The 12,362-nt window shown below is 78.5% G+C and carries 12 protein-coding genes and 1 rRNA gene; 10 read left to right on the forward strand and 3 right to left on the reverse strand.

The window, feature by feature from the left end:
* Positions 1 to 185 precede the first annotated feature (185 nt).
* The 3 genes from rrf to ACI8AA_RS16310 all read left to right on the forward strand — a co-directional run bounded on the left by rrf (position 186) and on the right by ACI8AA_RS16310 (position 2,651).
* Positions 186 to 303: ribosomal RNA gene (gene rrf / locus ACI8AA_RS16300) — 5S ribosomal RNA — on the forward strand.
* Positions 304 to 1,268: 965 nt separating this feature from the next.
* Positions 1,269 to 2,192, forward strand: coding sequence for a hypothetical protein (locus ACI8AA_RS16305; protein ID WP_457045448.1), 924 nt, complete (start codon positions 1,269 to 1,271; stop codon positions 2,190 to 2,192).
* A gap of 99 nt (positions 2,193 to 2,291) precedes the next feature.
* Positions 2,292 to 2,651 carry a single-stranded DNA-binding protein gene (locus tag ACI8AA_RS16310; protein ID WP_457045449.1) on the forward strand — a complete coding sequence of 120 codons (360 nt, stop codon included), beginning with the start codon at positions 2,292 to 2,294 and terminating at the stop codon, positions 2,649 to 2,651.
* A gap of 29 nt (positions 2,652 to 2,680) precedes the next feature.
* Here the strand turns inward: ACI8AA_RS16310 and ACI8AA_RS16315 are convergent, their stop codons facing one another.
* Positions 2,681 to 4,006, reverse strand: coding sequence for a DUF1015 domain-containing protein (locus ACI8AA_RS16315; protein WP_457045450.1), 1,326 nt, complete (start codon positions 4,004 to 4,006; stop codon positions 2,681 to 2,683).
* A gap of 114 nt (positions 4,007 to 4,120) precedes the next feature.
* On the opposite strand from ACI8AA_RS16315, the gene ACI8AA_RS16320 reads away from it, so the two are divergent.
* The 7 genes from ACI8AA_RS16320 to ACI8AA_RS16350 all read left to right on the forward strand — a co-directional run bounded on the left by ACI8AA_RS16320 (position 4,121) and on the right by ACI8AA_RS16350 (position 10,732).
* Positions 4,121 to 4,552 carry a tetratricopeptide repeat protein gene (locus tag ACI8AA_RS16320; RefSeq protein WP_457045451.1) on the forward strand — a complete coding sequence of 144 codons (432 nt, stop codon included), beginning with the start codon at positions 4,121 to 4,123 and terminating at the stop codon, positions 4,550 to 4,552.
* On the forward strand, positions 4,549 to 5,631 hold the full coding sequence (locus tag ACI8AA_RS16325) for an HAD-IIA family hydrolase (protein WP_457045452.1): 1,083 nt from the start codon (positions 4,549 to 4,551) through the stop codon (positions 5,629 to 5,631). Before ACI8AA_RS16320 ends, ACI8AA_RS16325 begins: the two co-directional genes overlap by 4 nt.
* 175 nt (positions 5,632 to 5,806) lie before the next feature.
* Positions 5,807 to 6,058, forward strand: coding sequence for a hypothetical protein (locus ACI8AA_RS16330; protein WP_457045453.1), 252 nt, complete (start codon positions 5,807 to 5,809; stop codon positions 6,056 to 6,058).
* The gene (locus ACI8AA_RS16335) at positions 6,058 to 6,855 is read left to right on the forward strand and encodes a TlyA family RNA methyltransferase (protein WP_457045454.1); all 798 of its coding nucleotides are present in this window, start codon (positions 6,058 to 6,060) and stop codon (positions 6,853 to 6,855) included. The genes ACI8AA_RS16330 and ACI8AA_RS16335 overlap by 1 nt, the downstream gene beginning before the upstream one ends.
* A 112-nt stretch (positions 6,856 to 6,967) precedes the next feature.
* Positions 6,968 to 8,020, forward strand: a complete 1,053-nt coding sequence (locus tag ACI8AA_RS16340; RefSeq protein ID WP_457045455.1) for an NAD kinase — start codon at positions 6,968 to 6,970, stop codon at positions 8,018 to 8,020.
* A complete protein-coding gene (recN, locus tag ACI8AA_RS16345) occupies positions 7,995 to 9,869 on the forward strand; it encodes a DNA repair protein RecN (RefSeq protein WP_457045456.1) in 1,875 nt (624 codons plus the stop codon). Before ACI8AA_RS16340 ends, recN begins: the two co-directional genes overlap by 26 nt.
* 146 nt (positions 9,870 to 10,015) lie before the next feature.
* Entirely contained in the window at positions 10,016 to 10,732 is a 717-nt protein-coding gene (locus ACI8AA_RS16350; protein ID WP_457045457.1) for a methylase, read from the forward strand.
* Between the two features lie 9 nt (positions 10,733 to 10,741).
* Here the strand turns inward: ACI8AA_RS16350 and ACI8AA_RS16355 are convergent, their stop codons facing one another.
* Positions 10,742 to 11,455 carry a hypothetical protein gene (locus ACI8AA_RS16355; RefSeq protein WP_457045458.1) on the reverse strand — a complete coding sequence of 238 codons (714 nt, stop codon included), beginning with the start codon at positions 11,453 to 11,455 and terminating at the stop codon, positions 10,742 to 10,744.
* Positions 11,456 to 11,499: 44 nt separating this feature from the next.
* The gene (locus ACI8AA_RS16360) at positions 11,500 to 12,120 is read right to left on the reverse strand and encodes a TetR/AcrR family transcriptional regulator (RefSeq protein ID WP_457045459.1); all 621 of its coding nucleotides are present in this window, start codon (positions 12,118 to 12,120) and stop codon (positions 11,500 to 11,502) included.
* Positions 12,121 to 12,362 lie beyond the last annotated feature (242 nt).

Consider the following 12,362-nt stretch of genomic DNA (forward strand, 5'->3'; position numbering starts at 1 on the left):
CCGGAAGTGGAAGCGCCGCAAGGCGTGCGAGCTGACCGGTACTAACAGGCCGAGGGCTTGACCACACATCCTTCTACACACTTCTTCGTGTCTCGCGTCCACTGTGCGGTTCTGAACGCACCCAGCCTCCTCGCCGCCCGGCCCCCTGGTGGCCGGCGCGCGGGCCGGGAACACGTTCACAGCGTTACGGCGGCCATGGCGAGAGGGAAACGCCCGGTATCCATTCCGAACCCGGAAGCTAAGCCTCTCAGCGCCGATGGTACTGCCCCGGAGACGGGGTGGGAGAGTAGGACGCCGCCGGACAACCATTCAGGAACGGGGGTCGGAGCCATTGGCTCCGGCCCCCGTTTCGCGTGTCTGGCACACCATTCCGGCGCTCGAACGAGTGCCGCCCTTGCGACCGAGGTACTGACGACGACATGACTGCTCCTCGACGAGGCTCCGCCGGACGTGGCCGGCCCGACGGCCAGGACCCGCGCGGCGGTGGACGCCCGCGGCGGGACGACCGGGCGGGCGGTTCCTCCAGCGGGGGCGCGACCGGTCAGCGTGGGTCCGGCTCCGGCCGGCAGGGCGCCCAGGGCCGCCGCGACGGCGCTGCCTCGGGTGAGCGCAGCGGTCGACCGCTGGCCGGTGGCCGCAGGACCGGAGCCCAGCAGGAGCGCCGTCCCGGTGGGGACCGGGGCGACGCGGGTTGGCAGGACCGCCGTCCGGTGGCCGGTGGACGGTCCGAGGGCTCGTGGCGGGACCGCCGTCCGACCGGTGACCGGACCGAGCGCTCCTGGCAGGACCGCCGTCCCGGTGCGGATCGCACCGAGCGGGCCGGTCAGGACCGCCGTTCCGGTGGTGACCGGACGGAGCGCCCGTGGCAGGACCGCCGTCCCGCCGGTGACCGCCCGCAGCGGTCCTGGCAGGACCGGCGTCCCGGGACCGACCGCACCGAGGGCTCCTGGCGCGATCGGCGGACCGGGGGCGACCGGCCGGAGGGCTCGTGGCGGGACCGCCGACCGTCCGGTGACCGTCCGGGCGGCGACCGTGGCCGGGACGGCCGCGGCACCGGCGCCCAGGGCGGCGGCCGGTCCTGGGGGGACCGCCGGTCGGGCCGCCCGACGGACCGCGGTGAGCGCCCGACCGGTCGGGACCGTGACCAGGCCGCCGGCCGCCCGGGTCGCCCCTCGGGCGCGGGACGTCCCGAGCGAACCGGTGGGGGCGACTGGCGCGAGCGCCGGCCGGGCGAGGACCGTCGCGGCCGCGCCGGCGCGCCGGCCCGCGTGGACCGGACGCCCCCGGCGCCCGCCGGCCCCCCGCTGCCCGACTGGGCCGACCCGCGTGACCTCGACCCCGCCGTCCGGGCCGGCCTCCGGGGCCTCGACTTCCGCAACGCGGAGACCGTCGCGCGGCACCTGGTGGTCGCCGGTGCGCTCGTCGACGACGACCCCGAGCAGGCACTCGCGCACGCCCGGGCAGCGCGCGACCGGGCGTCCCGGATCGCCCTCGTGCGCGAGGCCGTCGGGGTCGCCGCCTACCACGCCGGGGACTACGCCGAGGCCTCGCGCGAGCTGCGCGCCTACCGGCGGATGAGCGGCGACCAGGGCTACCGGGCCGTGCTGGCCGACTGCGAGCGGGCGCAGGGACGTCCCGAGGTGGCGCTGCGGCTGGTCCGCGAGGCGCTGGCCGAGCAGCCCGACCGTGACGAGACAGTGGAGCTGCAGCTCGTCGAGGCGGGCGCCCGCCAGGACCTCGGCGAGGTGCCCGCGGCCCGCCTGGTGCTCGAGGGCGCGCTCGGCGGGCGACCCCAGCCCGACCGGGTGAACTGGGACGACGAGCCCACCCGCCGGCTGGCCATCGCCTACGCCGACCTGCTCACCGCCGCCGACGACCCGGCCGCCGGCGCCTGGCAGGAGGCCGTGGCTGCTGCCGAGCCCGAGGACGACGACGTCGCCTTCGGCGAGGAGGAGCTGCCGGAGGTCCCCGACGTCGAGCCGGTCACGGACGACGACATCGTGGTGGCGGACGACGACGACGCGGTGGCGGACGACGACGACGCGGTGGCGGACGACGACGCCGTGGTGGCGGACGAGGACGCCGCCGACGCGGGCGACGACGAGCTGGACTTCGACGCCGACGTGGAGCGCGAGGTGGCCGAGCTGCTCGGCGAGGTCGAGCCGCCCGCCGAGGACGAGCCCGGGCACTGACCACCGACGATCGGAGCCCGGTCGTCCACACCGCGGCCGTCGGTCCACAGGCGTACCGGCGCGCCTCCCGGGGGTCCGGGACCGGGTGAGGCTGCCGCCATGAGCGTGGCAGTCATCGACCGGAACGACGTGGTGCTGCGCGGGCGGCTCTCGGCCCCCGCGGAGCTCAAGGCCCTCCCCAGCGGGGACACCCTGGTGAGCTTCCGCCTGGTGGTGCGCCGGCCTGAGCCACGGGCCCGCGGGCAGTCGGTGGACGTGCTGACCTGCATCACCTACGACCGCGGCCTGCAGCGCCGGGTCGCGGCCTGGGAGGCCGGGGACGTCGTCGAGGTCGAGGGCGCGCTGCAGCGGCGGTTCTGGCGGACGCCGGGCGGCACGGCGTCGGTGTGCGAGGTCAACTGCCGGCGCGGCCGCAAGGTGCCGCGCACCAGCGCCGGGGGGACGGGGCGGACGGCGTGACCGGTGGCGCGCCGGGCGCTCGCCGCCGGTCAGTCGCCGTGGGGGCGCAGGACCAGCCCGGTGCGCGGCTTGGGCACGAACAGCGTCGACTTCCTCGGCATCCGGGCTCCCGCCCGCGCCACCGCGGCGACGTCCGTGGGGGAGGGCGGCCGCAGCAGCAGCGCCACGCCGTGGCGCCGGTCGGCCAGGCCCAGCGCCTCGGGGACGTCGTGGGCCACGAGCACCGACCCGGGGTCGTCGGGCCGGCCCCACAGGTGCCCGATCAGCCCGGTCGTCGCCAGCACGACGTCGAGTCCGCGCCAGGCCGGCGGCGCCTCGGCGGGCACGGTCGCCCGGACCTCGGCCGACGGTCCGGACAGGCGCAGCAGCCGGCGGCCGTCACTGAGCAGGAACAGGCTCTCGGCGGAGGCGTGCGCGTGGCGCACGGCAGCCTCGACGTCGTCGGGGTCCGGGCCGGCGGGGACCTCGGTGACGGTGAACCCGCGGGCGGCGGCCGCCGCGGCCGCGTCCAGGGAGAGGTCGGGCACGACGCGGTGGATCGCCTCGACCCGCAGCCCGCCGGCGCCCATCGGCGTGAGCAGCGCGAGCACCCGGCTGTCGCCGTCGGGACGGGTCCGGTGCAGCGCGCGGGCCGCGGCGAAGCGGTGGTGGCCGTCAGCGATGACCGCGCCGGTGCGGGCGAGGGCCTCGGGCAGGCGGCGCAGCACCTCCCGGTCGGCGACCCGCCACAGGCGGTGCCGGACACCGTCGGGGTCGGTGACGTCCATCGTGGGCGGGCCGGCCGGCGCCGCCTGCGTCAGCGCGGCGACCTCCGGCTCCGGGTCGTGGGCCAGGACGATCGGCTCGAGGTCGGTGGCCGTGGCCGCGAGCAGCGCGCGGCGGCCCTCGACGGCGGCCGGGAAGGTGTCCTCGTGCGGCAGCACCGCGCGGTCACCCGCGGCGGCGACCGCGACCGCGCCGAGCCAGCCGACCGTGGCCGCGCCCTCGACGGGCTGCATCTCGTACAGCCACAGCGCCGGCTCGCCGTCCCGGACCAGCACCCCGGCGTCCTCCCACTCGCGCAGCGTGCGGGCCGCGCGGGCCGCGGTGCCCTCGCCGGCGCTGCCGCCGCAGGGGCCGGTGGCCCCGGCCGTGCCGGGTCCGGACGTGCCGCCGGGCAGGATGAGGCGGACGATGTTGTGCGGATCGGCGGCGGCCAGCCGCTCGCGGCCGTCCGGCGTCACCAGGTCGTAGGCTGGCGAGCTCACCCGGGCCAGGTGCCCGGGGTCGTGTCGCCGATAGGTCAGGGCCCGGAACGGACGGACGTCCAGTCCCGCCACAGCGTGGGGCAGGGGGCCCGCCGACGACGAGTGCACGACGGGATCGTAGGAGCCGCCGGCCGCGCACTGCCGCGGCAGCCGGGTCCCCGGTCCCTCCCGGGCCTCGCACCGGCCGGCGCCCACGCGAGCGGCAGGAGCGGGAGGACAGCGGTGTCGACAGCAGGCTCACCGGAGGACGACCTCCCGGGCGGGGGAGTGCCCGAGGGCGGGGTCTACGAGTGGTACCGGCGCGGCCTGGACCTGCTCAGCGGCGGCGACCCGGCGGCCGCGGCGACCCTGCTCGCCCGGGCGGCGGAGGCCGAGCCCGGCTCGCGGAGCATCCTGGAGGCGCTGGCCCGCGCGCAGTACGACGCCGGGCGCTACCGCGACGCCCTCGTCAGCTTCGCCGAGCTGGCGGCGGGCAACCCCACCGACGACTACGCCCAGTTCGGCCTGGGCATGGCCGCCAGCCGGGCCGGTGAGCTGGGCCTGGCCGCCGAGCACCTCGCGCTGGCGGTCGCCATGCGCCCGGACCAGGCGCACTACGCCCGAGCCCTGCGCGGCGTGCGGGCCCGTCGGGCGTCGGGAGGGGGAGCGGCGTGAGCGACCCGTCCGCGCGGCCGGCTCTCGCGGCCGGCAGCCCCCGGCCGCCGGCCGAGGTGCACGACGTCGCGCTGCTGGACCTCGACGGCGTCGTCTACGTCGGGCCGGACGCGGTGCCCGGCGTGCCGCAGGCCCTCATCACCGCCCGCCAGCGGGGGATGCGGCTGGGCTTCGTCACCAACAACGCCGCCCGCCCGCCGGAGGAGGTGGCCCGCCACCTGACCGACCTCGGCGTGCCGGCGAGCGCGGACGAGGTCATCACCAGCTCCCAGGCGGCGGCCTCGGTGGTGGCCGGGATGCTCGGGCCGGGCGCGCGGGTGCTGCCCGTGGGCGGTCCCGGTGTCGCGGCGGCGCTGCGGGCGGCCGGGCTCACCGTCGTGGAGCGCGCCGAGGACGAGCCGGCCGCGGTGGTGCAGGGCTACGGCCGCGAGGTGGGTTGGGCGCAGCTGGCCGAGGCGGTAGTCGCCGTCCGCAACGGCGCCCGCCACGTGGCCACCAACGCCGACGCGACCATCCCCTCGCCGCGGGGCCCGCTGCCCGGCAACGGGGCGATGGTCGGCGTGGTCCGCGGCGTGACCGGCCGCGAGCCGCTGGTCACCGGCAAGCCGGACCCCGCCATGCACGCCGAGTGCGTCCGCCGTACTGGGGCCGAGCGCCCGCTGGTCGTCGGCGACCGGCTGGACACCGACGTCGAGGGCAGCCACCGGGCCGGCGCGGCCAGCCTGCTGGTCCTCAGCGGGGTCACCGTCCCGGCCACCCTGCTGGCCGCCGGCCCGCTGCACCGGCCCGACCTGCTGGCCGCCGACGCCGGCGGGCTGCTGGTGCCGCACCCGCCGGTCACCGCCGAGGACGGCGGGTGGCGCTGCGGGGGCTGGCTGGCCACCGCGGACGGCGCCGGCCTCCTGGAGCTGCGCGCCGGGGACGGCGACGGCACCGGCACCGGCGACGGCCTGGATGGGCTCCGCGCCCTGTGCCGCGCCGCCTGGACGGGGACGCCCGAGAGCGCTCCGGTGCGGGCGCGCGCCGCCGACGGCGAGGCGCGCCGGGTGCTCGCCGCGTGGGGCCTGGCGGAGCGGTGAGACGGCGCGCCGGCACCCGGGGCCGGGGGACCGCGCGGGGGATCCGCGGCCCCCTCGGGCGGCCCGCGCCGTCGTCCCCGGCCGGTACCCTCGCGGGTCGAGGGCGCCGCACCGCGCCGCCCCGTGCCCGCCGTCCGGCGACCTCGTTCCCCATCCCGTCCGAGAGGCCAGCGCCATGACCGAGCCGACCCGGCCGCGACCGGTCCCGGGCCCGCCGCGGCCCGGTCCCGCGGGCGTCCCGGCCCGGCCCGTCGCCGGGGGGCCGGTCGTCGACGCGGCGGCCGCCGGCCCGGGCGCCGCCGCGCCCGAGCAGCCGGGGGCACGGTTCGCCGACCTGGCGCAGCGCCCGGTGGGCGAGCACGTCGCCGTCTTCGAGGCCGAGCACGACCGCCTCGAGCGCGAGCTCGGCACGATCGACCAGCTCTGATGCCGCGCCGCAGCCGACTCGACGCCGAGCTGGTCCGCCGGGGCCTGGCCCGCTCCCGCGAGCACGCCGTCGAGCTGATCACCGAGGGGCGGGTCGCCGTCGCCGGGCGCGCCGCCACGAAGCCCGCCACCGGCGTGGAGGCGGGCACGCCCGTCGTGGTCCGCACCGACCCCGACGAGCACCGCTGGGTCTCCCGCGGCGCGCACAAGCTGATCGGGGCGCTGGACGCCTTCACCGTGCCGGTCGAGGGCCGCCGCGCGCTGGACGCCGGCGCCTCCACCGGGGGGTTCACCGAGGTGCTGCTGACCCGGGGCGCCCGCGAGGTGGTCGCCGTCGACGTCGGCTACGGCGAGCTGGCCTGGTCGCTGCGCACCGACGACCGGGTGCGGGTGCACGAGCGCACCAACGTCCGCACGCTGACGCCGGAGCAGATCGACGGCCCGGCCGACCTGGTGGTGGCCGACCTGTCGTTCATCTCGCTGCGGCTGGTGCTGCCCGCGCTCACCGCCTGCGCCACCGACGACGCCGACCTGCTGCCGATGGTGAAGCCGCAGTTCGAGGTCGGCCGCGAGCGGCTGGGCGCGGGTGGGGTGGTGCGGGACCCGGCGGCGCGCGCGGCGGCCGTGCTCGAGGTCGCCGAGGCCGCGGCCGCGCTGGGCTGGGGCACCGCCGGTGTCGTCGCCAGCCCGCTGCCCGGCCCGGCCGGCAACGTCGAGTTCTTCCTGCGGCTGCGCCGCGACGCCGGCGCGCCGGCCGAGGAGGACGTGCGCCGCGCCGTCGAGGAGGGACCACGGTGACGCGGGGGACCGGCCGGGCGGGGAGGCCCGTCCGGGGGGACGCTGGGGACCGGCGGCGGACGCCGCGGCACAGGGCACGGACGGGCAGAGCAGCCCGGATCGAGGAGGACCGATGAGCGAGGCCGGCCAGGGCGGATGGCGCCCGGGAGGCGGGCGGCACGTGCTGCTGGCCGTGCACACCGGGCGGCAGGACATCACCGAGCTGGCCCGCAGCTCCGCCGCGCGGCTGGCGCGCGCCGGCATCACCGTGCGCGTGCTCGACGACGAGGCCGACGCGCTGGGCATCGAGGGCGCCGAGGTGGTCCCCGCCGACGCCGAGGCCGCCCGCGGCGCCGAGATCGTCATGGTCTTCGGCGGCGACGGCACCTTCCTGCGCGCCGCGGAGCTCGCCCGCTACAGCCACGCCGCGCTCATGGGCGTCAACCTGGGCCGCGTCGGCTTCCTCGCCGAGACCGAGCCCGAGGCGGTCGAGGAGACGCTGACGGCCATCGAGCAGTGCGAGTACTCGGTGGAGAAGCGGCTGGCCATCGAGGTCGACGTCCTCGACGCTGCGGGCAACGTCGTCGCCGGCACGTGGGGGCTCAACGAGGTGTCGGTGGAGAAGGCCGAGCGCTCGCGGGTGCTCGACGTCGTGGTCTCCATCGACGGGCGGCCGCTGACCAGCTTCGGCTGCGACGGCGTCCTGTTCGCCACCCCCACCGGCTCCACCGCCTACGCGTTCTCCGCCGGCGGCCCGGTGGTGTGGCCCGACGTCGAGGCGATGCTGCTGGTCCCCAGCAACGCGCACGCGCTGTTCTCCCGGCCGCTGGTCACCTCGCCCGACGCCGTGCTCTCCGTCGCGATCCCGCCCGACGGCAACCGCGCCCGCGTCTCGGCCGACGGCCGGCGGGCGCTCGACGTGCCCGACGGGGGCCGCGTCGACGTGCGGCGCGCGGCCCGGCCGGTGCGCATCGCGCGGGTGCACACGACGACGTTCGGGGACCGGCTGGTCGCCAAGTTCGGGCTGCCGGTGCGCGGCTTCCGCGAGGTTCGCCGGCACGACCCCGGCCACGAGCTGCGGCCCTCGCGCAACGTCCTCGCCCGCGACGTCGTGTCCTACCCGGGCAACGGCGACGGGGGCGTCCGGGAGGAGGTGCGCGGTGGCACCGCGGACCCCGACGCGTGAGCGCGCCGGCCGCGCGCGCACCGCGCCGGCCGCCGACGCCGCCGTCCCGGCCGACGCCGACGGCGCCCGCCCGCCCGCCCGCCGGGACGGCGCCGCGCCGCGCAGCGCGCACGGCCTCGGCCGGCTGACCGAGCTGCGCATCCGCGGGCTGGGCGCGATCGACGACGTCACCCTCGAGCTGGGCCGCGGCCTCACCGTGGTCACCGGCGAGACCGGCGCCGGCAAGACGATGGTCGTCACCGGCCTGACGCTGCTGTTCGGCGGCCGCGCCGACCCCGGCCGCGTGCGCGCCACCGGGCGGGCCGGCGTCGAGGGCCGGCTGGAGCTGCCCCCGGACTCCCCGGTGTGGGAGCGGGCCGCCGACGCCGGCGCCGAGCCCGACGACGACGGCAGCCTGATCCTCGCCCGCACCGTGAACGCCGAGGGCCGCTCGCGGGCGCACCTGGGCGGGCGCAGCGTGCCGGTCGGTGTGGTCTCCGAGCTCGCCGAGGGCCTGCTGGCCGTGCACGGGCAGAGCGACCAGCTGCGGCTGTCCCGCCCGGCCGAGCAGCGGCACGCCCTCGACCGCTACGCCGGCACCGAGCACCTGCAGCTGCTGGAGACCTACCGCGCCGCCTACGCCCGGTGGCGGGAGCTCGCCGCCGACCTCGACCGCCGCCGCGGCCAGGCCCGCGAGCTGGCCCAGGCCGCCGAGGTGCTGCGGCACGGCCTGGAGGAGATCGAGGCGCTGGCGCCCGAGCCGGGCGAGGACGAGGCGCTCGACGCGCAGGCCAAGCGGCTGGGCGACGCCGACGCGCTGCGCGCCGCGGTCGACGAGGCGCGGATGGCGCTGGTCGGCGACGTCACCGGCGACCTCGGCGCCGAGGGCCTGCCGCAGGACGCCACCGCGGCGCTGGCCACCGCCGAGCGCGCGCTGGCCGGCACCGACGACCCCGCGCTGGTCCTGCTCGCCCGCGACCTCGCCGACGCGGTCGCGGTCGTGTCCGACGTGAGCGTGCAGCTGGCCGGCTACGTCGCCGACCTCGACGCCGACCCCGCCCGGCTGGCCGAGGTGCTCGACCGGCGGGCGGCGATCACCGCGCTGGTGCGCAAGTACGCCGACCCGGGGGAGGGGCTGGCCGGCGTGCTCGGCTGGGCCGAGGACGCGCGCGCCAAGCTCGACGCGCTCGACGTCTCCGACGAGGCCCTCGAGGCGCTGGAGGCCGCCCGTGACACCGCCCGCGCCGAGGTCGACGACCTCGCCGCCCGGATCTCGGCCGGCCGCCGCGCCGCCGCCGACGGGTTCGCCGCCGAGGTGGGCCGGGAGCTCGCGGGCCTGGCGATGAAGAGCGCGCGGGTCTCCTTCTCGATCGACAGCCACCCCGACCAGCCCGGGCCCGACGGCGTCGACGAGGTCGCGCTGCTCATGGCCGCCCACCCCGGCGCCCCGCCGCGGCCGGTGCACCGCGGCGCCTCCGGCGGTGAGCTGTCCCGGGTGATGCTCGCGATCGAGGTGGTCTTCGCCGGCGCCGACCCGGTGCCGGTGATGGTCTTCGACGAGGTCGACGCGGGCGTCGGCGGGCAGGCCGCCGGCGAGATCGGGCGGCGGCTGGCCCGACTGGCCCGCGACCACCAGGTCGTCGTCGTCACCCACCTCGCGCAGGTGGCCGCCTTCGCCGACACCCACCTCGTGGTGGACAAGTCCCCGGACACCGCCGCGGGCGTCACCGCCACCGACATCCGGGCCGTCGACGGCGAGGACCGGGTGCGGGAGCTGGCGCGCATGCTGTCGGGCCTGTCCGACAGCGACACCGGCCAGGCGCACGCCCGCGAGCTGCTCGCCGTCGCCGCCGCGGCGCGGACCGCGTAGGAGCCCGACCGGTCGCACACGACCGGGTGGCGGGACGCAGGAGTGTCGATCGTGTGACGCGGGTAGGCGGACACCGTGCGCGCCGATGCCCCGCTCCCGACACCCCTCGCCGCGGCCCGCGCCGCCCGGACCGCCGGGGGTGACCGGTGAGCTGCTTCAGCTCCGCCGACGAGTCGGCGCACTACGGCTTCTCGGTCTGCATGCTGCTGCAGCAGTACCGCGAGCAGCTGGGGTGGGGGTCCGCGCCGCTGGTCGAGCTGGGCACCGGTGACGCCTCGGCGATCGCCGACGTCGTGCAGGGCCTGCCCGGCCTGCGCATCCGCAGCTACGACATCAGCGAGGACTCGGTGCGGAAGGCGCAGGCGAACATCGCCGAGCGCGGGGTCGCCGACCGCTACACCGTCGAGCTCGGCGACTTCTTCGACCAGGCCGACGCCGCCGGCGGGGAGCCGGTGACCACCGCGATCGCCAACCCGCCCTACATCCCGGCGCCCGACCGCGACATCCTCATGCCCGAGCTGTGGGGCGGCGTCCGCGGCAACGACCTCACGCTGCAGCTGCTCAAGGCCGGCTACGAGCACGTGATCACGGCGGTCGCGAGCTACGCCGACCCGGTCACCACCGTCAGCACCGCCGCCGACCTCGGCTACCGGGTGGTCAACTTCCTCGCCATGGGCCTGGACTATGGGCGCTACAGCAGCGAGCCGAAGGTGCGCGAGCAGATCCGCCGGATCGTCGCGGAGGGCCGCGGCTGGGCCGGCGACGACGAGTACATGGTCGCCGTCGCGCTGTTCACGAAGGATCCGGAGATCCCCGGCGACCGCGCCGACCAGCTGCTGCGCGCGCTGCAGCTGCCCGCCTGAGCCGGGCGCTCAGCCCAGCGGCACGCACAGCGCGGCCGGGTCGTCGGCGCACGCCCCGGCCGTCACGGTCACCTCGTCCCAGGGGCCGGTGGCGTTCGACCCGGCCTCGTTGCGCAGCGCGGAGATCCGCAGCACCAGGTCGCCGGTGGGGGCGGCGGCGCGCGCGACGACGTGGACGGTCGCCGAGGCGCCGGACCCCGCCCCGGCGGCCAGGCCGAAGCCGTCGCGGGTGGGCGCGGTGTCCCCGTCCCGGCACCAGCGGGCCGACGGCGACGACGCGACGAACACCGCGGTGCCCGCCCGCGGGGCGCCGCCGTCCGCGGCGGTGAGCTCGACGGTCGCGGCGAGCCCGGCCTCGGCGTACGTGTCGTTGGCGAACTCGACCACGACGGCGAGCGTGCGCAGCGAGCCGTCGTCGGGCAGCGCGCAGTCGTGGGGGAAGGGCGGCGGGAGCGGCGGCAGCCCGACCGCCACCGCGGACCGGGTGACCCGCACCGACCCGGTGAAGTCCAGCGGCCCGGAGGAGTCGGCCAGCTCCGCCGCCGCCACCTCGACCGGCACCGGCGGCGGCGGGACGGAGGGGCCGGGCTCCGGGCTGCTCACGGCGACCGGCTGCTCCTCCTCCGGCGCCGCGGCGGCGGCCAGCAGGCTGCAGCCGGAGGTGGCGAGGACGGCGAGGGCCGCCCCGGACAGGACGGCGGCCGGTCGCCGCAGCGCGCGCACGGCGCGCAGCCTGGCAGGCGCCGGCCGGTTCCGGAACTACGTGGTCAGCGGCGCTTGGCGTAGCCGGCGAGGCCGAACTGCAGCAGCGACAGCCCGCGGCGGCCGGCGGTGCGCAGCTCCTCGGCCAGCTCGGGGCCGGTGACGCCGGCCAGCACGCGGTCGCGGGCGAGCTCCAGCAACCGCCCGTAGAGCGCGGTGACCGCCGCGGCGGTGAGCTCGGGCTCGACCGCGCCGTCGCCGGCGCCGGTCTCGGCGCGGATCTGTGCGGCGAGCGCCGCGGTGAGCTCGCCGAGGATCTCCCGCTCGCGGGCCTGCAGCGTCCGCGAGCCCCGGACGACCTGGGCCATCGCGGCCACCCCCTCGGCGGCCTCGGGCGTGCCGAGCATGGACATCGCCCGGACGATGAACGTCCCCGCCGCCGCGGCCACCGACTCCCCGGCCGGGCGGGTGGCGACGGCGTCGAGCAGCGCGGCGCGCATCGGCGGGTCGGCGGCGAGGACCAGGCCCTCCTTGACCGGGAAGTGGTTGAAGACCGTCTTCTCCACCACGCCGGCGCGCTGCGCGATCTCCACGACGCTCACCGCGTCGAAGCCGCGCTCGGCGAACAGCTCGGCGGCGGCGTCGACGATGCGGTCGTGGGTCTCGCGCCGGCGGCGCTCCCGCACGCCCGACCCGCGCCGCTCCCGCCGGCGCGCGGCACGGCGTTCTCCGGCGGGCGCGTCCCCGGGTCGCCCCGCGGGGGCGGGCGGTGGACCGCCCACGGGAGCCGGCGCGGGCGCCGGGCCCCCGGGCACCGCGCGGATGTGCGGGGGAGCCGTCGTCTCCGGCCCTTCCTCCGCGGCCCCGGGACGGGTCGCCGGAACGCTGGCAGCTGGAGCCCCACGTGTCACAGCGGGCAACGCTAGAC

This window comes from Geodermatophilus sp. SYSU D01180 (assembly GCF_054050415.1).

Coding starts and splice junctions, on each gene's coding strand:
- ACI8AA_RS16330 (WP_457045453.1), top strand. CDS start 5,807: ATGACCGAGCCGACCCGGCCGCGACCGGTCCCGGGCCCGCCGCGGCCC.
- ACI8AA_RS16310 (WP_457045449.1), top strand. CDS start 2,292: ATGAGCGTGGCAGTCATCGACCGGAACGACGTGGTGCTGCGCGGGCGG.
- ACI8AA_RS16340 (WP_457045455.1), top strand. CDS start 6,968: ATGAGCGAGGCCGGCCAGGGCGGATGGCGCCCGGGAGGCGGGCGGCAC.
- ACI8AA_RS16335 (WP_457045454.1), top strand. CDS start 6,058: ATGCCGCGCCGCAGCCGACTCGACGCCGAGCTGGTCCGCCGGGGCCTG.